This is a genomic window from Hymenobacter arcticus (assembly GCF_054779975.1).
In genome coordinates this window covers 438,619-458,426 of the sequence record NZ_BAAGXF010000002.1, presented here as the reverse complement: position 1 = coordinate 458,426, position 19,808 = coordinate 438,619, and the positions used below count along the sequence as shown (strand labels likewise).

The 19,808-nt window shown below is 59.0% G+C and carries 19 protein-coding genes and 2 tRNA genes; 12 read left to right on the top strand and 9 right to left on the bottom strand.

All coding sequences use genetic code 11. From position 1 onward, the window contains the following. Positions 1-58: 58 nt before the first annotated feature. On the bottom strand, positions 59-1,153 hold the full coding sequence (locus ACYVGC_RS05525; RefSeq protein WP_460582791.1) for a Glu/Leu/Phe/Val family dehydrogenase: 1,095 nt from the start codon (positions 1,151-1,153) through the stop codon (positions 59-61). Positions 1,154-1,310: 157 nt separating this feature from the next. Between ACYVGC_RS05525 and ACYVGC_RS05520 the strand changes: the two genes are divergently transcribed. Continuing rightward, positions 1,311-3,107, top strand: coding sequence for an ABC transporter ATP-binding protein (locus ACYVGC_RS05520; RefSeq protein ID WP_460582790.1), 1,797 nt, complete (start codon positions 1,311-1,313; stop codon positions 3,105-3,107). An 81-nt stretch (positions 3,108-3,188) separates the two neighbouring features. Here the strand turns inward: ACYVGC_RS05520 and ACYVGC_RS05515 are convergent, their stop codons facing one another. Beyond that, positions 3,189-3,653 (bottom strand): hypothetical protein, encoded by a 465-nt coding sequence (locus tag ACYVGC_RS05515; RefSeq protein WP_460582789.1) that lies wholly within the window; start codon positions 3,651-3,653, stop codon positions 3,189-3,191. A 219-nt stretch (positions 3,654-3,872) separates the two neighbouring features. Here ACYVGC_RS05515 and ACYVGC_RS05510 point away from each other — a divergent pair. The 3 genes from ACYVGC_RS05510 to ACYVGC_RS05500 all read left to right on the top strand — a co-directional run bounded on the left by ACYVGC_RS05510 (position 3,873) and on the right by ACYVGC_RS05500 (position 4,904). Further along, positions 3,873-3,946 (top strand) — tRNA-Pro (locus ACYVGC_RS05510). Between the two features lie 122 nt (positions 3,947-4,068). Next, positions 4,069-4,142: transfer RNA gene (locus ACYVGC_RS05505), tRNA-Pro, on the top strand. 120 nt (positions 4,143-4,262) lie between these two features. Further along, complete coding sequence (locus ACYVGC_RS05500) at positions 4,263-4,904, top strand: hypothetical protein (RefSeq protein WP_460582788.1); 642 nt, start codon at positions 4,263-4,265, stop codon at positions 4,902-4,904. A gap of 185 nt (positions 4,905-5,089) precedes the next feature. Here ACYVGC_RS05500 and tssD (ACYVGC_RS05495) read toward each other — a convergent pair whose 3' ends face one another. The 5 genes from tssD (ACYVGC_RS05495) to ACYVGC_RS05475 form a co-directional block, all read right to left on the bottom strand. Next, positions 5,090-5,488, bottom strand: coding sequence for a type VI secretion system tube protein TssD (gene tssD / locus ACYVGC_RS05495; protein WP_460582787.1), 399 nt, complete (start codon positions 5,486-5,488; stop codon positions 5,090-5,092). Positions 5,489-5,547: 59 nt separating this feature from the next. Then, a complete protein-coding gene (locus tag ACYVGC_RS05490) occupies positions 5,548-5,913 on the bottom strand; it encodes a hypothetical protein (RefSeq protein WP_460582786.1) in 366 nt (121 codons plus the stop codon). After that, complete coding sequence (tssD, locus tag ACYVGC_RS05485; protein ID WP_460582785.1) at positions 5,907-7,157, bottom strand: type VI secretion system tube protein TssD; 1,251 nt, start codon at positions 7,155-7,157, stop codon at positions 5,907-5,909. Before tssD (ACYVGC_RS05485) ends, ACYVGC_RS05490 begins: the two co-directional genes overlap by 7 nt. Before the next feature lie 205 nt (positions 7,158-7,362). After that, positions 7,363-7,587 (bottom strand): hypothetical protein, encoded by a 225-nt coding sequence (locus ACYVGC_RS05480; RefSeq protein ID WP_460582784.1) that lies wholly within the window; start codon positions 7,585-7,587, stop codon positions 7,363-7,365. Positions 7,588-7,906: 319 nt separating this feature from the next. Continuing rightward, positions 7,907-8,332, bottom strand: a complete 426-nt coding sequence (locus ACYVGC_RS05475; RefSeq protein WP_460582783.1) for a hypothetical protein — start codon at positions 8,330-8,332, stop codon at positions 7,907-7,909. A 230-nt stretch (positions 8,333-8,562) separates the two neighbouring features. On the opposite strand from ACYVGC_RS05475, the gene ACYVGC_RS05470 reads away from it, so the two are divergent. The 7 genes from ACYVGC_RS05470 to ACYVGC_RS05440 all read left to right on the top strand — a co-directional run bounded on the left by ACYVGC_RS05470 (position 8,563) and on the right by ACYVGC_RS05440 (position 16,116). Continuing rightward, complete coding sequence (locus ACYVGC_RS05470) at positions 8,563-10,350, top strand: type VI secretion system Vgr family protein (RefSeq protein WP_460582782.1); 1,788 nt, start codon at positions 8,563-8,565, stop codon at positions 10,348-10,350. A 14-nt stretch (positions 10,351-10,364) separates the two neighbouring features. Next, positions 10,365-11,960 (top strand): GH-E family nuclease, encoded by a 1,596-nt coding sequence (locus tag ACYVGC_RS05465; RefSeq protein ID WP_460582781.1) that lies wholly within the window; start codon positions 10,365-10,367, stop codon positions 11,958-11,960. 29 nt (positions 11,961-11,989) lie between these two features. After that, a complete protein-coding gene (locus ACYVGC_RS05460) occupies positions 11,990-12,547 on the top strand; it encodes an ankyrin repeat domain-containing protein (RefSeq protein WP_460582780.1) in 558 nt (185 codons plus the stop codon). Positions 12,548-12,550: 3 nt separating this feature from the next. Continuing rightward, the gene (locus ACYVGC_RS05455; RefSeq protein ID WP_460582779.1) at positions 12,551-13,120 is read left to right on the top strand and encodes a suppressor of fused domain protein; all 570 of its coding nucleotides are present in this window, start codon (positions 12,551-12,553) and stop codon (positions 13,118-13,120) included. 139 nt (positions 13,121-13,259) lie between these two features. Next, positions 13,260-14,744, top strand: coding sequence for a polymorphic toxin-type HINT domain-containing protein (locus ACYVGC_RS05450; RefSeq protein WP_460582778.1), 1,485 nt, complete (start codon positions 13,260-13,262; stop codon positions 14,742-14,744). Position 14,745: 1 nt separating this feature from the next. Further along, positions 14,746-15,210, top strand: coding sequence for an SUKH-3 domain-containing protein (locus ACYVGC_RS05445; protein WP_460582777.1), 465 nt, complete (start codon positions 14,746-14,748; stop codon positions 15,208-15,210). Between the two features lie 87 nt (positions 15,211-15,297). Further along, entirely contained in the window at positions 15,298-16,116 is an 819-nt protein-coding gene (locus ACYVGC_RS05440; protein ID WP_460582776.1) for a phage baseplate assembly protein V, read from the top strand. 28 nt (positions 16,117-16,144) lie between these two features. Here the strand turns inward: ACYVGC_RS05440 and ACYVGC_RS05435 are convergent, their stop codons facing one another. Further along, positions 16,145-16,663, bottom strand: coding sequence for a hypothetical protein (locus ACYVGC_RS05435; protein ID WP_460582775.1), 519 nt, complete (start codon positions 16,661-16,663; stop codon positions 16,145-16,147). Positions 16,664-16,718: 55 nt separating this feature from the next. Next, entirely contained in the window at positions 16,719-18,593 is a 1,875-nt protein-coding gene (locus tag ACYVGC_RS05430) for an ABC transporter ATP-binding protein (protein ID WP_460582774.1), read from the bottom strand. Between the two features lie 138 nt (positions 18,594-18,731). Between ACYVGC_RS05430 and ACYVGC_RS05425 the strand changes: the two genes are divergently transcribed. After that, entirely contained in the window at positions 18,732-19,808 is a 1,077-nt protein-coding gene (locus ACYVGC_RS05425; RefSeq protein WP_460582773.1) for a DUF5700 domain-containing putative Zn-dependent protease, read from the top strand.

Below are 19,808 nucleotides of genomic sequence, written 5' to 3'. Positions count from 1 at the left end.
CGTAGGTGCGATTGCTTCGCGGTGCTCGCAATGACAACTGTTTTCTTACCTCATAATTTTAATAAGTCGATTTTACTTTGCCCACGGCTTCGATGCGCTCCTGGGCCTGGCGAATGGCAGCCGCCTGGGGGTGGCTGTTTTCCTGCTCGGCCCGGTCGAGCACTTGCAGGGTGTAGTCGTAGATTTTTTCGGTTTGGGCGAGGGCGCCCTGGCGGCTGGTACCCACTACTTCGGAATAAACATTGATGAGGCCACCCGCATTTATCAGAAAATCAGGGGCATACACAATGCCGCGGCGCACCAACTCGGGGCCGTGCTCGTTTTCGATGGCCAGCTGGTTGTTGGCGCAGCCCGCGATAACGCGGCACTTCAGGCGGCCGATGGTGTCGTCGTTGATGGTGGCCCCCAGCGCGCAGGGCGAGTAGATGTCCACATCCTGGTCATAAATCTCGTCCAGGCCCACGGCTACGGCGCCGAAGCGGCTGGCGGCTTCGTAAGCGCGCTCCTCGTAGTAGTCGGTGAGCACCAGCTGCGCACCCTCCTTCTGGAGGTATTCCAGCAGGTAGGTGCCCACGTGGCCCACGCCCTGCACGGCAATGCGCTTGCCAGCGAGGCTATCGGAGCCGAACGCTTTTTTGGCGGCGGCCTTCATACCCATGTAGGTACCGTAGGCGGTTACGGGCGAAGGGTCGCCGCTGCCGCCCATGCTCTCGGGCAGGCCGGCCACGTGCTTGGTTTCCATCCGGATGTATTCCATGTCCTTGGTGGTCATGTTCACATCTTCGGCCGTTATGTACTTGCCGTTCAGGTTGTTAACGAAGCGGCCAAACTTGCGCAGCAGGGCTTCGTTCTTCAGCTTCTTGGCGTCGCCGATGATGACGGCCTTGCCGCCGCCCAGGTTCAGGCCCGAAATAGCGGCTTTATAGGTCATGCCGCGGCTCAGGCGCAGCACGTCGTGCAGGGCCTCGGCCTCGTTGGCATAATGCCACATGCGAGTGCCCCCCAACGCCGGCCCGAGCACGGTGTTGTGGATGCCGATAATGGCCTTGAGGCCAGTTTCGTGGTCGTAGCAATGCACTACTTGCTCGTGCTGAAATTCGGCAACCTGCTCAAAAATGGGTGCGGGAGCCTGGGTGGGCGCGTCGAGTACCATAGGGGTAAAATGGGGAAATGGGTGGGAATGGGAGGGAAGAGTGGGGCGTAACTTTGTTTAAACAGCCGTAGCCAGCCTAAACAGCGTTGCGGCCACAAAAGTACCCGTTTTTTTTTGGTTGCGGGTCGGTTTTCCGGCCCTTGCCCCTCCCCCGCCCATGCCCACCCGCGCCTTAGCCGCCGTCAATCCGCATATTTTTCGCTACAAATGGCACTTCCTCGGCGGGGTGCTTTTTGTGATTCTGAGCACGCTGCTGACCATTTTTCCGGCCCAGCTGGTGCGTTACTCCTTCGACCTGGTAAATGAGGGCCTCGACCTCTACCACTTGTATGCGGGCACGCAGGCGCAAGTAGGCGTGTACCAGCTGTTTGGGCGCAACGTGCTGTTCTACGGCATGTTAATTATTGCGCTGGCGCTGCTGCGGGGCATTTTTCTGTTTTTCATGCGCCAGACGCTCATTGTGATGTCGCGGCTCGTCGAAAACGACCAGAAAAACCAGATTTACCAGCACTACCAGTCGCTGCCACTCAGCTTTTACCGCCGCCACAGCACCGGTGACCTCATGTCGCGCATTTCGGAAGACGTGGGCCGCGTGCGCATGTACCTGGGGCCGGGCATCATGTATTTCTTGCAGCTCGTGCTGCTGTTTGTACTCGTGGTGCCGCTCATGCTGCTGGTGAACGTGAAGCTGACGCTGCTCACGCTGCTGCCTCTGCCCATTTTGTCGGTTAGCATCTTCTTCGTCAACAACTTAATTGAGCGTAAGTCCGATGAAATCCAGAAGTCGCTGTCGGCCATGACCACCTTCACGCAGGAGGCCTTTTCGGGTATTCGGGTGCTCAAGTCGTTTGTGCGGCAGCAAGACTCGGCCGAGCAGTTTCAGGTAGCCACCAACGAGTACAAGGATAAATCCTTAAGCCTCAACTTTGTAAACTCGCTGTTCTTCCCGCTCATCATGTTTCTGGTGGGCATCAGCACCATCGTCACGGTTTGGATTGGCGGCCAGGAGGTTATCCGGGGCACCATTACCACGGGCAGCATCGCCGAGTTTATCATCTACGTCAACCTGCTGACCTGGCCCGTTACGGCGCTTGGCTGGACTTCCTCGCTGGTGCAGCGCGCCGAGGCGTCGCAGGCCCGCATCAACGAGTTTCTGGATGAGAAAACGGATATCGTTTCGCGCCAGAACATCAGCCAGGAAATCAGCGGCGACATCGTGTTCGACCACGTCACGTTCACGTACCCCGACACCGGTATCAAGGCCCTGCGCGACGTGAGCTTCCGCATCAGGCAGGGCCAAACGCTGGCCGTGATTGGCAACACCGGCTCGGGCAAAAGCACGATTGCCGCCCTGCTCTGCCGCCTCTACGACGTGACGAGCGGCGACATCAAAGTGGACGGCACCGACGTGCGCGACTACTCGCTGACCAGCCTGCGCGAGCAAATTGGCTACGTACCGCAGGACGTGTTCCTGTTTTCGGATAGCATCCGCAGTAACATCAACTTCGGCCTGGAAGAGCCCGACGAGGCCCGCATGACCCAAGCCGCCCGCGACGCCGATGTGTACGAGAACATCATCCGCTTTCCCGAGGGCTTCGATACCAAGGTGGGCGAGCGCGGCATCACGCTCTCGGGCGGCCAGAAGCAGCGCGTGAGCATGGCCCGCGCCCTGGTCAAAGAACCCAAAATCCTCATCCTCGACGACTCCCTCTCCGCCGTCGATACCAAGACGGAGAACGCCATCCTGGGCGCCCTCCAGCGCGTGATGGCCAACCGCACCAGCCTCATCATATCGCACCGCGTGAGCTCGGTGAAGCTGGCCGACGAAATCCTGGTGCTCGACGATGGCCAGATTGTGCAGCACGGCACCCACACCGCCCTCATGGCCCAGCCCGAGGGCCTCTACCGCGCCCTCTACGAGCGCCAGCTTCAGGTAGAAGCTACGGCTGAGTAACCGCCTTGCTTACCCATACTAGTAGAAAGACCCCGTGACGACTAGCGTCACGGGGTCTTTCTACTAGTATGGGTACTGGCTTTAGTTGCTGAGTTGCACGAGCCTAGTGCCGCGCTTTTCGCCGGCGGTGCAGCGTACCACGTAGGGGCCGGCGGGCAGCGAGGCCACGTTCATCACCACGGGCGTAGTACCTACCATCGACGTTTTGGTGAGCACGGGGCGGCCATCCTTGTCGTTGATTTCGAAGCGCGTGGGGCCGGGCGCGTCGCAGCGCACCGTGAGGGTGTGGGCAATGGGATTTTGGTCAGCCTTGATTTTCAGGGCATTAGGGTCGGGGGCGGGGGTTACAGGGGCCAGTGCCAGCGGCACCTGGGCAGCCTCTGCCTCAGCGGCCGGAGCCGGGGCTGGCGTGGCCGGCCGGGCGGCTGGCGTAGCAGTGCGGGCGGCCGGCGCAGCGGGCCGGCGAACGGTCGGCTTGGTAGTTTGGGCCAGCAGGCCGAGCGGGGCCAGCAGCAGGCCCGCCACTACGGTTCGTACTAATTTCATAAGTGCAATGCGAACTTGAGCATGTTGCTCAGCTGGTTTTACTTGGAATGGTAAAGGTACACTACCACGCAGCATGCCACTTCGCGGGGCCACCTACTATTTTTTAGGCGTTGCCTACTACACTGTTAGCTCTTTTTTCGGGCCAGATTACGAAATTATAGTGGGCCAGCGTTGCAGAAACCGCTTTTGTTTGCCTACCTTTGCAACTCCAAAAACCCTCGGGGTGTAGCGTAGCCTGGTATCGCGCCAGCATGGGGTGCTGGAGGTCGTAGGTTCGAATCCTGCCACTCCGACCGAGGGACAAGTTGCCCCCTAAAAAAAGCCCCCGACCTTCGGGTCGGGGGCTTTTTTTAGGGTATCTTTTTGAGTTTGGAAATTTCCGATAGCGGTGCCGTCCCCCCGGCCCCGCACTTTTCGGGGTGTAGCGCAGCCCGGTAGCGCGCTGTGTTCGGAACGCAGAGGTCGTAGGTTCGAATCCTGCCACCCCGACTGATTTTAAAAACTGGCTTCTCTGTATTGAGGAGCCGGTTTTTTTATGTTCTCTTAGGTAGCCGCGATACTATTTTTGCATCCTCAAGCGTATTGAGGCGCACATCTACTTCATTCTTCATGAAAATATTTTTTGCTACCGCAGCTCTTCTTGGGCTGGCGCAGGCAGGCTACGCCCAAACGGCCATCAAGGCCGGCACCATACAGCTTGGGGGCAACGTGGGCTACTTCCGCACCAGCCAGGACCGGCCCGCTTTTGGTAACGGCAACTTTCCTTTCAAGTCAACCTACACGCAAAGTCAGTTCTCGATAGCGCCCTCCGTGGGGTTTTTTGTAGCGGATAACCTGGCAGTTGGCATCAACGGAAGTTATCAGGTTAATCATCAGACTGATACGCAGTACGCGGGTAGCACAAATAAGACAAACCAATTACAAATTGGGGCTTTTGCGCAGTACTACCAGATGGTGAGCGACCAATTTGGCTTTACCGGCACCCTGGGGGCGGGGTATCAGCGGGCGCGCTCCCCCTACGGTTCCGATGACAACGCCAACGGCTTTTATGCCGGCTTGACACCAGGCCTCGTGTTCTTTCCCATCCCAAAGCTGGCGCTTGGTGCCTCTATCGGGGGACTCAACTACTCTTACCTCACGACGAAAATTACCGGCATTGGCAATGCGGATAAATACGAGTCGTCTACCTTTGGGGCCAATTTTGGCCTATCGCAGCTGCTTTTCAGTGGCACGTATTACTTTGGTCGCTAGCACGTTATACTAACAACACCCCAGAAAAAGCAAAACCCCAGCATCTGCCGGGGTTTTGCTTTTTCTGGGGCTCACCTACCCATGGCTCATCCGTTTCATTGAGGCTGAATTGCTTTAGGAAGAACGGCCGCTTACTCGGCGGCGGCCGGAAGCTCACGCCCGGCCCGCAAGCGGCCGCGTCTTGTTCAGGTAGGCCAACTATTTTTGAGAGAAACGGTGCCACTGCTAATCTGGTCGGCAGATAAGCTGAGCGTCATGGTCATGCCTACGTTCGAAGTCGAGCCATCAAAGTTTTTGTGGAGCCCCACGCAGTAAGCATCCTTGAATTTGATGGTTTTGCGGATGGCCCCCCGGTTGCTATCGGTGTACACCACGAGCTGCCCACCCAGCTTCTTGGTATCGTCGAGGGCCCAGTGGTGCAGCAGCTCGGTGGGGGCCGAGTCGAGCACTACTTCGAGCTGCCCGCCCTGCACCCGGGCCTCGGGGCGGCCAACGGCATCCGTACGCTGGCGCAGGCCCCAGCTAAAGCGGCGCACCGAATACGTGGATTCGTCGGCGAGAATGAGGTCGGCTTCAAACGACATAAAAGAGCAATTATCAGATTAACAGTATTTTACTCAGCTTACCAAGGCCGTTGCCTACGCTATCGCAGGGAGTTGTGAATGGGCGCTATTTCCTGCACGATGGCTTCGAGGGCGGCGTGCTGGCCCAGCAGCTGCGCCCGCTTAGCAGGGTCGGGGGTGGGCAGCTGCTGGTAGTCGGCCCAGTGGCCGTCGAGGTAGTGACCGATGGCTACCGTAACGGCGCTGGTATCCTCGGCGGTGAGGGGAGCGGGCGGCTGGGCCAGGCGCTCGGCCAGGCTTTGGCGCAGCTGCTGGGTTTGGCGTAGGGTGCGGGCGGCCCAGTCGTCGGGGGTGTGCTGGTCGGGGGCGTAGAGGCGCAGCAGCTCATCCAGCTCTGCAAGGGCGCGTTGCAGCAGGCGCAGGTAGGCGGGCAGGTACTCTACCATGACTTATGGGTGGCGCTAACGTCCTGAATATGGGTGGTAAAATCGGGGTGCCGGGTGAGATTATTCGGCAAAAAAAGCTGGGGTGCCCCACCGGGCAGCGAGTAGCCGTTGGCCTGCTTTTCAGGGTAGAGGCCCGATACGGGCTGGGCGGCCGTGGGGCCTTCCCAGGCGTGGAAAGCGGGCAGGCTGCCCGCCGTGGCGGGGTCGGGGGTGGGCACGGTCAGCTCATACACACGCTCAAAATTATTCCACTCCGGCATCACGGCGGTGCCGCCCACCACGTCGGCCAGGTGGGCCGGGGGCGTGCGCGTCCAGTAGCCGCCGGTTTGGCCGTAGGGGTCGGTGGCGGGGTCGCAGGCCACGCGGTATATTTTTTCGCCGGGTTGCAGCGCCGTCAGTTTGGCGCTGCCCGCAAAGGTGAGGGCGTTGCGGGCGGGCAGGTCGTAGGCCGCATCGGCCACCCCAAACGCGCTGGCCGGAATAGCGGCGTCGGGCAGCCCGTTTTGCTTATACAGCTGCGGGCTCACGCCCGGAATATTGGCGTAGTCATCGAGCACCACGCGCTGCTGGTAGAGGCCCTTATCGGCCAGCTGGAGGCGCTCTAACACCTGCTGGGGATTGGCAGAGGAGGTGAGGGCCTGCTGCAACTTACTGGCACTGAGGCCCGCCTGCACCCATTTGGCCAGCTGGGGGCGCACGGTGGCGGCGGCCCCCAGCGCGGGGGCCAGGCGGCTCATCCAGTCGGCGGCGGGGGTAGTGGCCGCCTTGGTGGCGCTGAAGGCGGCCTGGGCCGTGGCGGCAACTGCCGCTACGTTGCCCACCTGGGCGGGCAGGCCGTGGTCGCGGGCGGCGGGGGCCACGAAGGGCCGGTTGGGGCCACCCGCCGTGAGCACCAGCGCGGTGGTGGTGATGGTGAGGGCGCACTGGTAGGCCCCATCCTGGCCGCGGCCCGCCACAAAGGTTTCCTGGTAGCCCACGCACATACCGGCGGTGAAGCTCACCGTTTCCTGGGCCTGCTCGCCGGCAAAGAACGTGACGTGGCCGGCCAGCTCCTGGTGGGGCGTGTTGGCCCAGTTGAGCAGCTGGTCATCGTCGGGCACGTTGAGCACCAGGTGCAGCAGGCCGTGGCGCACGCGGGCCCGCACCCGGCCCCGCTCGTCGGCAGGCTGGTCGAAGCCATACTGGCACTGCGTAACCGGGTAGGTCTGGCCGGCCACTTCCAGCTCGGCGTAGAACGAAGACATGAAGACCTAAGGCTAAGGGAAAAGGAAAGACTGCTATACTACAAAGCTACACCCGGCCCGCCAGTTGGGGAAGCCGCGCACTTAACGCCATGCAACAGGTGACAGGCCCTGCCAACAGCCGGCCCAGCTTTACTAGTATATACTCAAGATAATCAGATACTTATGGTGCAAGCATCAAGTCGGAGCGCTGGCCGTGGCGCGTGACCTACAGGGTATCCGGATTGGCTTTTTTCTGCACAAAGTCGCCATCTTTCAGGTAGGGACCCAGCGAAATGTCCGGCCCAAGGGCAGCATTCTGAAAACCATCGAAGTCGAAGGTTTCGCGCCGGCCTTCGAGGGCGTAGAGGTATTTGCGCCGGTTGACGCTATACAGCGCAACCTGGCCCGCCAGCGCCGTCTGCTTTGCTACGGCCACGTAGGGCGGGCTCACGAGGTAACCGATTCCGCTAATCAACTTGGGCGCCAGCCACAGAAAAACCGCCGTTATGACCACGAGGGCGAGAAAGAATTTCCTACTTGCTAGTTGATTACCAAGCCACTAGCAGAATGATAGAACTTGGGTCTATCGGGAACTTCCGGATGACCTTTTAACGAAACCCCAGGCAGGTTTTACGCGTGGCCGCGGTTGCTCACTCAGCCGTGGGGCAGCGCCAGGCGCTGATTTAGGGCTTGTGCTGCACCGTGAGCACGTCGGAGTTGGCCGCTTTGCGCACGTAGTCGCTCTGCACTAATGCGCGCCCACTACCAACTCATTCTCCTCGCCCTGCGGCAGGCTGTCGCGGTCTACCGTGCTGGCGGCGGGCAAAAAACTGTGCGTAAATAAACGGGAGCTGGCTAGTAGTCATGCTGGTTGATGCCCCAGCCGTGGTACACGTGCCACTCGGGGTAGCGCGCGCCGCGGCCTCGCCCCGCGTGTGCCCAATAAAATTGATGCCGGCCGCCCCAAAGCCACTGCTGGCCCCCGCCGTTTCCAGGTCGAGGCCCACGGCATCGGGCAGCATGCCCGTCAGGTCAAACACGTAGTTACTGAGCCGGGGCACCCGGCCGGCGGGCAAGTGGTCGTGGAGGTTGAGCTGCTGCACCGGCCGGCCATCGCCAAAGGCAATGCCCAGGCGGGTACCCCTCTTACCCTGAATAACCCAGGTATTTTCGTGCACTACCGGCGGGGCAGGCACGGGCTACGGGTGGGCCACCCGGCCTAGCTTGGGCTTTGTTGCCGCTGGGCAGCGGCGCGGGCCACGGTTAATTAGGCGCTGGCGGTCAGTAGTTAAAGCAGCAGTAGCCGGCTGTTGCACGGGAAGACGAGTCAGCCTGGTGTACTTATGCATGGTGAATAGCGGAAGCCGTTGCCAGCGATGGGTTATCTTTGAATACTGTTTTACCTTTCTACCCAACTTTGTTGCCGATGGCCATTGCCGTAACCGCCCAAATCGCCATTGCCGGCGGCAAGCCCCTGGCCGACTACCACAGCATTTCCATTCAGCAAGAGCTATTTACCCACCACTCCTTCCAGGTGGTGGTGCCCTACGAAATGCTGGAAACGGCCCGCGGCGACGGCTTTTTTCACCAGGCCCACACTCAGTGCTGCGGCCAGCCGATTACCATCACGCTCACCCCAGTGGTGGTGAAAGACCCGCCGTTGCAGTTCAAAGGCATCATTACCAACATCGCCCTCTCCAACTCCGGCGATTTTGCCCACAGCTTCGTGCTCAGCGGCTACAGCCCCACCTATCTGCTCGAAGACGGCACCCAGCGCCGCACCTTCGTCAAGCAGGGGCTGAAGGATATTTTCACCCAGGTGCTCCAGCCCTACGCCCAGGACGTGCCCACCGCCCGCCCGCTGGCTCCCCAGCACCAGGAGGCCATCAAGTACGCCGTGCAGTACGGCGAGAGCCCCTTCGCCTTTCTGCGGCGGCTGGCCGACGAGTACGGCGAATGGTTTTACTACGACGGGCGCGGCCTGTGCCTGGGCCCGCCCCCCGAGCAGGCCGTGCTGCCCTTTGCCGTGCAGGGCACCGAGGGCTTTAGCCTGGCCTTCGACCTGCAGCCCACCCGCTTTACCCTGGCCCGCTACGACTACCTGGCCCACCAGCCCTACCAGGGCTCCTCTGAAAGCCAGCCCCTGAGCCAGCTCAACCCCCTGGCCGCCGCCGCCCTGCAGCAGTCCGAGCAGCTCTTCCGCCAGCCCGCGCGCCTGCTCGCCGGCCGCCACGTGCGCAGCCAGCAGCAGCTCGACACCACCATCAAGGAGTGGAAAGAAAACCAGCTCAGCAGCCTCGTCACCCTGCAGGGCACCGGCGAAAACCCCGCCTTCGCCGTGGGCCGCGTCATCGCCGTGCAGGGCGCCCAGGGCGGCCAGCCCCACGACTACGGCCGCTACCGCCTCACCCAGGTGCTGCACACCGTGCAGGCCGACCAGTACCAGAACAGCTTCGCGGCCCTGCCCGACGCCGCCAAGCACCCCCCCGCCAACCCCCAGGTGCTGGCCCCACCCGGCGTGCCCGAGCTGGCCGAAGTCCTCGACACGGCCGACCCCCAGCACCTGGGCCGCGTGCGCGTGCGCTACTACTGGCCCGTGCAGCAGCCCGCCGACGCCGAAACCGGCTGGCTGCGGGTGAGCACCCCCTACTCGGGCCACGGCAAGGGCCAGCTTTTCACCCCCGAGGTGGGCTCCCAGGTGCTGGTGGGCTACGAGCAGAGCCAGCCCGAGTTTCCCCTCGTGCTCGGCAACCTCTTCCACCCCCAAAACCCCCAGCAGGCCAAGTATTCCACCCCCCAAAACCACCTCAAGGGCCTGCAAACCGCCGGCGGCAACAAGGTGGTGCTCAACGACACCAAAGACGCGCAGACTATCCTGCTATCGAATTCCAACAACAAGGGTACGGCGGTGGAGGTCAGCTTCAAGGGCGATGGCAGCATCAGCATCAAGAGCAACGGGCCCGTGACTGTACTAGGGTCTACCATCACGCTGGAAGCCGGCGAGAAGGGCACTATCGACCTACATGCTAAGACTATCACGATGGTAGCCGAAGAGGAATTTTATATTAGCTCATCCTCCAAGAGCATTGCGTTAGCAGCACAGGAAGGCGTTAATCTGAAATCGAAAGCGCTGACTGGCGATTTTGGCAAAGAGATTATGATGACGGCAGGTAGTACAGTACGTATTGCTTCTCCCGATTCCGACGTTATCTGATATAGCCACTACCTATGGCCGAGCCCCTCGAATACGTTGTGAATGGTGCTTTACTGCAATGCAGTCAAGGCACCGTGCCTATGCCTTTCCAGACCTTACCCCGCACTACTAAGGTAGGGGGGCTGCTGGCCGGCAACGAGTTGGATGTTTTATCTATCATCAATGTCCCCTCTTTTATCATTTGCCAAAAGCTGACGCAGATGGCGGGCGGTACCCCTACCCCGTGCGTACCAGCCCCCACGCCCTGGCAGTATACCTACCCGGTGAGGGTGGGCGGGGGCAATGCGCTGCTGGTGCGCTCCTGCAGCACGTGCCCGACCGGGCAGGGCAAGATTGAGTTTTTAACTTCCGGGCAGCTGCCCATCCCACCGGGCGTCAGCCAGGATTTGGCCGACTTACAGGAGGCCTCGGAGGAAGCCCTGGCGGAGAGCAAGGAAGAACAAGCGCAGGCGGACCGCGAAAAGAATGCCGTGGGCGAAGCCGGCTTTTGGGAAGGCATGATTCCTATTTGGGGGTCAGGGCGCGACTTGATAAACGCGGTTCAGACCGGGGATAAGGTCGGCGTGGCGCTAAGTGCCGCTTTTTTGGTTTGGGATGTGGCTTCCGTAGTGGCGGGCGCGGTTAGCTTTGGTACGGCGACAGCCGCGATGATGGGTGCCAAAGCCGGCGTGCGCGCAGCTATAAAGGCCGGGGCCAAAGCGGCCCTGCGGGGGGGCGAAAAAAAGCTGGCTGCCGTGGTGGCCAGGTCTTCTGCACTGAAAACAGGCGTAAAAGCTGGCTTAAAATACTTTGGTGAAAATGGCCTCCGCAAGTGCGTTACCGCGTGCTTCGTGGCGGGCACTCCTATCGCGATGGAGCACGGCCTGAAGCCTATTGAAGAAGTATCTATTGGCGACGAGGTCTGGGCCTGGGATGAGCAAAGCGGCCGGCTGGCCTTAAAGCGTGTACTGCGCACAAAGCAGCAGGTGGCCGATGCTACTATCCGGTTACGAGTGGGTGCTGAGTACATTACGACCACTCCCGAGCATCCTTTTCGCACGGCCGATGGCTGGCAGCTAGCGGGCGATTTGCGAGTTGGCGACCAGGTGTTGCGTTCTGACAAGCAGCTTATGCCTGTGCTCGATATAACGCATCAACTTGACGAGGAATGTACTGTTTACAACTTTGAAGTAGCAGAATGGGCTACCTATTTAGTCAGCCGCTGGCTGCTGGTGGTGCACAATGCCCGCGTGTGCCTGCGGGGCCTCACCGACGAAGCCATAAAGGCCATTCGCGTAGGAATGCTGGAAGGGGGCTACCGGCCCAAATTTCGTAAGGGAGTAGTAGACGACGTATGGAAAAACGCCCAAGATGCAGATGGAAGGGTATTTTGCCCTAATTCCAAAAAGGAGTTATTCTGGGATAAAAGCAAGGTTGATGGTAAAGTAAAAAGTCGAACTGACCAGTGGCACATGGGCCACAAGACAGGTCATGAATACAAGGATTTAGCCAAGGACTACAAGAAGGGCAGAATATCATGGAAGAATCTACTGGATGAATATAACGACGTTAATCACTACCAGCCAGAGGACCCGATAGCAAACGTGAGTCACGCTTTCGAGGCTCACTGATAATAAACAACAAAATCAACTTGACTTCTATGGAACAAGACCTGTTTAATGCTGCATACAAAAACGATACAGCGGCAATTAAGACCTTAATTGAAAGGGGGAGTGACGTAAATCAAGCAGATGATGAGCATGTAACGGCCCTGTACGAAGCTGTAAGAAAGGGAAGCTATGAAGCGGCTGAATTACTGCTGCAAAACGGGGCAGACCCGGATAAGCACTACAACAAGGATGAATACACTGTCCTGCATATAGCCGTCGCCAACAACAGCAAGAGTTTAACAGCCTTGCTATTACGATATACAAAAAACGCAAATAGCCGTGACCGGTTCGGCAATCCGCCTTTATGGACTGCGATTCATCAAGCAAGTTTAGCTAGAAATAACGATAACGCTGAGGCTATTGAAATTGTAGAGCTACTCCTGCAAAACGGGGCAGACCCTTACAGTCCTAATAATATAGGGGAAATGGTAGTAGGGAAGAGCACTAACCCTATGGGTGAAAGCTTAAGCCCGTATGACAGTGCCCTCCGAAGCCACAAGTCTGACTTGGTAGCCCTCATTGAAAAGTACGTACCAAAACCCGCCTAATTCATGTACGACAACGCTGGTTACCGTCTGGAAACGTACCGAGAATACATCGAGAAAATCTTTTTACAGGAACCTGAACTTTATGCCTTACGTTCGATAGTTCCTGGATACCCTCGAATAGCCACATTTATTTATTATAATGTGCCTGAAAATAAGCATATTACGGGAATCACCTACGGCCTATCGGAGTACGATAATGCTGCTTGGATAGCAGGTAGACCTGAATTAATAATATCAGTGCGTTCTTCTGACGAAAGCTGGGGTCGAGCGGCAGGGCTTGCTGCCGCCCGTTTTCAAATGGATTCTGATTTCGCTTATGGGACTATCTTAGATTTTGAGCATCCCATCAGCTCTGATTCTGAAATGCAGGCATTCTTTCTTTTTGCACCATCCATCTTAGAGCCAGTTGATTACACAGAGGTAAAATTGGATTACTACACTGTAAATATTGTTGGATTATACCCGATTTATAAGGAGGAAATTTCTACGATACAAAAGATTGGCCTAGAGAGATTTATGAAGCACCCCGATTATAACATGTTCAGTGTTAACAGAAAGGTGATACGTGTATGAATGGCACTACAAGCACGTTAAGTCAGTGAAGTAGTAGGCTTGTTCGTCAGAGATACGCCGCGTAAGGCCCGCTGCTCAATATTCCTTCGTCATCTGCCAAAAGCAGACGTAGCTGGCGGGCGGCACGCCGGTGCCCTGCGTGCCCGCGCCCCTACTGTGGCAAGATGCATACCCCGCTAAGGTAGGCGGAGCCGATACGCTACTATTTCGCTCCTGTATCACTTGCCCGCTGGGCCAGGGCAAGATTGAGTTTATGACCTCGGGCCAGCTGCCCATCCCGCCCGAGCTGAGCCAGCAGCTAAAGGAAACCAAGCAAGAGGCCAACGAAACGCTCAAACAGGCCGAGCTGGAGAAGAACTCAGTGGGGGAAGCGGGCCTACTGGAAGGAGCTATTCCCATCTGGGGCTCGGGACGCGACCTGATTCACGCGGCGCAAACGGGCGACAAAGTGGGGGTGGCGCTAAACGCGGCGTTTCTGGTGTGGGACATCGTCTCGGTGGCAGCGGGAGTCGTGAGCTTCGGCGCGGCCACCGTGGCCATGGCCGGGGCCAAAGCCGGCGTGCGCGGCCTGCTCAAGGCCGGGGGCAAAGTGGCGGTAGGCCTGGCCAAAAAGCAGCTGGAGCGCTTGGCCGCCAAAAGCCTGGCCCTGAAAGCGGGCCTAAAAAACATTCGCCCGTTCCTGGCCAAGATTCCGCGCATCTGCGTAACGGCCTGCTTCCCGGCCGGCACGCCGGTAGCCGTGGCGGGCGGCTACAAGAACATTGAGGAGCTGCAAGTGGGCGAGCTGGTGTGGGCCTGGCACGAAGAAACGGGCGACCTGGCCCTCAAACCCGTGCTGCAAACCCTGCGCCGGGAGGCCGATGCCCTGGTGGAGCTTCAGGTGGGGGCCGACACCGTGCAGGCCACCCCCGAGCACCCCTTCTGGGCCAACGGGGGCTGGACCGACGCGGGCAACCTGGTCAAGGGCGACGAACTGCTGCGCTCGGACGGACTCACCATGCCCGTGGGGGCGGTCACCCACCGCACGCAGCAGCCTACGACGGTCTACAACGTGGAGGTCGCCGACTGGCACACCTACCTTGTCAGCTGGTGGATGTTCGTCGTCCATAATACCAAGATATGCTTTGCTGAATTAACAGCCTTGGCTAAAAAGGCCGCGCGCGAATGGATAGAGGCGAATAGAAAACAGTTAACTAACTCGGTAACTGAAGAAGTAGTAGGCCACTCTTTAGAAATGGCGGATGATGCACAAAAAATATCCAGCAAGGTCCGCCCTGGGGTTGCTGGTGCAATGGAATTGAAAGACGGTACCGTTATGGCCGCTCACAGTCAAACTGGTTTAACTAAAGGCGTGTTGCCCGAGAATTTGCATAAAAAAGTCAAAAAAGTTCTTAATGATATTCCGGAAAAGTTGCGCAGTGAAGGGCACGGAAAATGCGCAGAACCCCAAATCATCACACAGGCACTCAATGATGGAAAAGACTTAAAAGGAGCGAAATCCGTCGCTATGGAAGTAAGAGGCAAAGGCAATCTAAAACACGCACTTCCAAAATGTGCCTGTAACTCTTGCAAAATTTTATTAGAACACTTTGGCATCGAAGATGTCGTTAAATCTTTAGAGTAAAATGAATACTACTGTCTTTGGCCCAGAGGTCGTAATAATGCTGACAAAAGCAGGTTGGTTTCCAGGTAGGCATATAGATAAAGACCTTGAATTACCTAGTGATGTACAATACCCAGCTGCTATTCTTAAGCTATTACAAGAATATGGCGGATTAAAAGTGCGCTCAACTGGTGCTGGAATCACTGTTGGTAGAAATAGTATTGATTTCGACCCTACTTGGGCAGACCAAGAGAGTAGCGAAGATGGAAAACTATACTACTATTCTGGTTTAATCGGCACCACTCTTTATCCAATAGGACACGTACCCTTGGAAGCACTCTTATTATGCTTAGACAAAGATAATAGAGTATACATGGCGGGGGATAATTTATATTGGGTTGGAAACTCCTTTACAGAAGGAGTAAGTAACATCTTATTGGGAATTAGTGGGAAAGTACTGGATGAAGAAGAGATGAATTGGGAATAGTTTCTGCGGCGGCTGGCCGACGAGTACGGGGAGTGGTTTTACTACGATGGGCGCGCCCTGTGCCTGGGCCCGCCCCCCGAGCAGGCCGTGCTGCCCTTTGCCGTGCAGGGCGCCGAGGGCTTTAGCCTGGCCTTCGACCTGCAGCCCACCCGCTTTGCCCTGGCCCGCTACGACTACCTGGCCCACCAGCCCTACCAGGGCTCCTCTGAAAGCCAGCCCCTGAGCCAGCTCAACCCCCTGGCCGCCGCCGCCCTGCAGCAGTCCGAGCAGCTCTTCCGCCAGCCCGCGCGCCTGCTCGCCGGCCGCCACGTGCGCAGCCAGCAGCAGCTCGACACCACCATCAAGGAGTGGAAAGAAAACCAGCTCAGCAGCCTCGTCACCCTGCAGGGCACCGGCGAAAACCCCGCCTTCGCCGTGGGCCGCGTCATCGCCGTGCAGGGCGCCCAGGGCGGCCAGCCCCACGACTACGGCCGCTACCGCCTCACCCAGGTGCTGCACACCGTGCAGGCCGACCAGTACCAGAACAGCTTCGCGGCCCTGCCCGACGCCGCCAAGCACCCCCCCGCCAACCCCCAGGTGCTGGCCCCACCCGGCGTGCCCGAGCTGGCCGAAGTCCTCGACACGGCCGACCCCCAGCACCTGGGCCGCGTGCGCGTGCGCTACTACTGGCCCGTGCAGCAGCCCGCCGACGCCGAAACCGGCTGGCTGCGGGTGAGCACCCCCTACTCGGGCCACGGCAAGGGCCAGCTTTTCACCCCCGAGGTGGGCTCCCAGGTGCTGGTGGGCTACGAGCAGAGCCAGCCCGAGTTTCCCCTCGTGCTCGGCAACCTCTTCCACCCCCAAAACCCCCAGCAGGCCAAATACTCCACCCCTAGAACGCTCTGCAAAAAAGTTGAGGAAGGATAAGCACTAGCCGGGCTTTTTTTGGCTCAACTCACTTCACTCCTACCCGCAGCTCGTCCGTCTCATTAGCCCCGAACTGCTCCAGGTAGAACGGCTGCTTGGTGAGCTTTTGGTCTTTGATGGCCTGCTCGACGGCACTATAAAGCTTGCCCGGCGATAGCAGGAAACTTACGCCCTGCACGCGGGCGGCCAGCACGCGGCGGCCGGCCGGCACCACGCGGTAGCGCCAGCCAGTGGGCAGTTGGGCGGCCGTGTCGAGCACGAGTAGGCCCACGAAGGCGCGCACCGAGTCGTGGGCCGATTCGGGGTCGTTGTAGTAGAGGTTGGCCAGCGGCTGGGCGGGGTTAGCATCTTGCCGGGCTTTGGCGGCGCGAAACAGCTCGCCAAAGCGGCGGTCATCGACCTTGCCGTTGAAGGGCTGACCGGCCAGCAGCACCGGCGCGGCGGTGGTTTCGAGGGCTACTGAGGGGCTGCGCAGGCCGCCCAGGTAGGCGTATATACTAATACCGATAGCGGTGAGTAGCAGCACGATGGGAAAGAAGAAACGCATATCTTTCAGTTATCAGTTAACAATTATCAGTTATCACCTCTCCTGGCTGCCAAGCTTACGCCAGGGATTCATTTTCTAACTCAGCTGTCTCATTGCTAACTGGTAACTGCTGACTGATAACTGACTCATGGCCCTTGTACTGCATGCGGTAGAGCTGGGCGTAATAGCCGCCGAGGCGCAGCAGCTCGTCGTGGGTGCCGGTTTCCTTGATTTCGCCGCGGTCGAGCACGATGATGCGGTCGGCTTTCTGGATAGTGCTGAGGCGGTGGGCGATAACGAGCGCCGTGCGGCCTTCCATGAGCTTGTCGATGGCCCCCTGTATCATCTCCTCGGTTTCGGAATCGACGGAGGAGGTGGCCTCGTCGAGCACAATCACGCGGGGCTCATATACTAAAGCGCGCACGAAGCTGATGAGCTGGCGCTGGCCCACCGAGAGCGTGGCGCCGCGCTCCATCACCGGGTAGTCGAGGCCGCCGGGCAGGCGCTCGATAAAGCGCTGGGCTCCCACGAGGGCGGCGGCTTCCCAGATTTTGGCGTCGCTGATGTCGGGGTTGCCAAGCGTGATGTTGGCCCGGATAGAGCCGGCAAACAGGAACACGTCTTGCAACACCACCCCAATCTGGCGGCGCAGCTGGCCCAGGTCGTACTCGCGCAGGTCGGCCCCATCGACCTTGATGCTGCCTTGCTGAATATCGTAGAAACGACTCAACAAGTTGATAATACTGGTTTTACCCGCGCCAGTAGCGCCCACAAAGGCCACCGTTTGGCCCGGCTTCACGTGGAAGCTGATGTCTCTGAGTACCCACTCGGGCGCGGGGGCTTCGCCGGCCGGCTGGCTGGCATCAATGTCTTGCTGGTTGTAGGCAAACCACACGTGGTCGAACTCCACCTCCCCTTGCAGCTGCGGCACGGTGAGGGTGCCGGAAGTCGAAACCAAGTCCTTGCTGTCAAGCAGCTTAAGCAGGCGCTCGGTGCTTACCAGGCCCAATTGCAGGGTATTAAAACGGTCGGCTATCTGACGTATGGGCCTGAAAAACAACGCATTATACATAATAAACGCGATGAGCGCGCCCTTTGTGATGCTGCCCTCAATCTGGCCCTGGGCGGCGTACCACACCAGCAAACCCACGCCGATGGCGCCCAGCACCTCGGCCACCGGAAAGTAGATGCTGTAGTAGAGCACCGACTTGATATTAGCCTTGGTATGCTCTTGGTTGATGGCCTTGAACTTGCGGTATTCGCGGTCTTCGTTGTTGAAAATCTGCACCACGTTCATGCCCGTAAGGTGCTCTTGCACAAAGGAATTGAGCTTGGCCACGGCGTTGCGCACTTCCTGAAAGCTGCCTTTTACCTTCTCCTTAAACACGTAGGTGCTGAAGAGCAGCGGTGGGATAACGGACAGGCTGATGAGCGCCAGCTGCCAGTTGGTCCAGAACATGAAAATCATGAGGAAGACGATTTGCAGCAAGTCGCCCACCATGGCGGCCAGGCCCTCGCTGAACACGTCGGCCAGCGTTTCCACGTCCGAGATGTTGCGCGTGACCAGCACCCCGATGGGCGTGCGGTCAAAGAAGCTGAGCTTGAGGCTGAGCAGGTGCCGGAAGAGGTCGGTGCGGATATCGCGCACGATATATTGGCCCAGCCAGCCGCCGTAGTAGGTTTGGAGGTAGCTCACCAGCGTGTGCACCAGCAGCAAGCCCAGCAGCCACAGCGTGGAGCGGTTGAGGCCAGCCCAGTCGTTGTTGGTGATGTCCACGTCCACCATGCGCTGAATGAGGGCGGGGCGCACCGTGCCCAGCACGGCCGTGGCCACGGTGAGCGCGATAAGGCCGATAAAGACGCCCCGGTAGGGCTGCACGTAGGTGAGCAGGCGGCGCAGCACCAGCCAGTCGAATACCTGGCCGGTTTTGGTAGCAGAAGTTGGGTTCATAAGCAGTAGCTGGTAACAAAGGTCGGGCGAGGAAAGTCTTTGCAAGCCACGCAATAGCCCGGCCGGCCCGTGATATATTCGCGGCTCTAGCTTCTTCTCTGCTGTATGCCAAGATTTTACTTTTACTTGTTACCCCTGTTGGCCCTCCTGATTTGGGCTAGCCCAAGCCACGCCCAAACCATTGATACCGAGGGCGCCACCACTTATTGGCACCTCACGGACGCGCTGCGCCGCGACGAGCCGCTGACCGATGCGGCGTGGCAGGCCTTGCTGGCGGTGCCGGCCAACAAGGTGTACGTGCGCGCAGTATGGGGGTCCGACACGGCCAGCCTGCAGCGGTATCGGCGGGCCATTGAAGTTGTATATCGACCTAGCTATCAAGCACTTTTGCAAACCAAGCTCGCCGCCCAATCGTGGTACTACGTGCTCGTCAACGACTACAAGAAGCACGAGGCGGAGTATAAGACCTTTCTGGCCCAGACGGTGGAAAACCCCGCGTACCTGGAAAAGATGTACACCTACGCCTACGAGTATCTGCCGGCCCGCAACCACACGCGGGTAGCGGGGCTGAAGCTCGGCTACGTGGCGCTGGGCAACGACGCTACGTCGCAGCAGTCAGGCATTTTCTTCAGCCTGCGTAGCGCCCGCGACTACTCTTTGCAACCCGGTATTTTGGAAGCGCACGAAATGCACCACCAACTGCGCACCACCCTGAACACGGGCACCGAAGACCCGGCCGACGAAGGCCTGTTGTGGTCATTTTACTCAGCTCAAAATGAAGGGCTGGCCGACCTCACCGATAAGCGGGTGCTACTGGAGCAGTCGGCCGACTCCACTGAATTGCGCAGCTGGCTGCTCAAGCCCGCCCCCGCCGTGATTCAAAAAATCGACTCCACCATTCAGGTGCAGGCGGCGGGCGGCGCAGCCACGCCGCTCAAGTTTTACCGCCGCCTCACCAATGGCTCGAACGGCCACCTGCCGGGCTTCTACATGGCGTACGCCATTGTGAAGGGCGGCTACAAAAAGCAGCTGCTGGCCAGCGCCGACAACCCGTTTTCGTTTGTGCTGCTTTATCAGCAAGCGGCCAAAAAGAACCGGGCCTACCCACGTTTCTCGGCGGCATCGGAGCGCTACATCAAGCAACTGGCACGCAAGTATGCCAAGCCACGGCCGGCCCCAGCCGCCGCCAGCCCTGGTTCGGGAGCAGGCAAATAG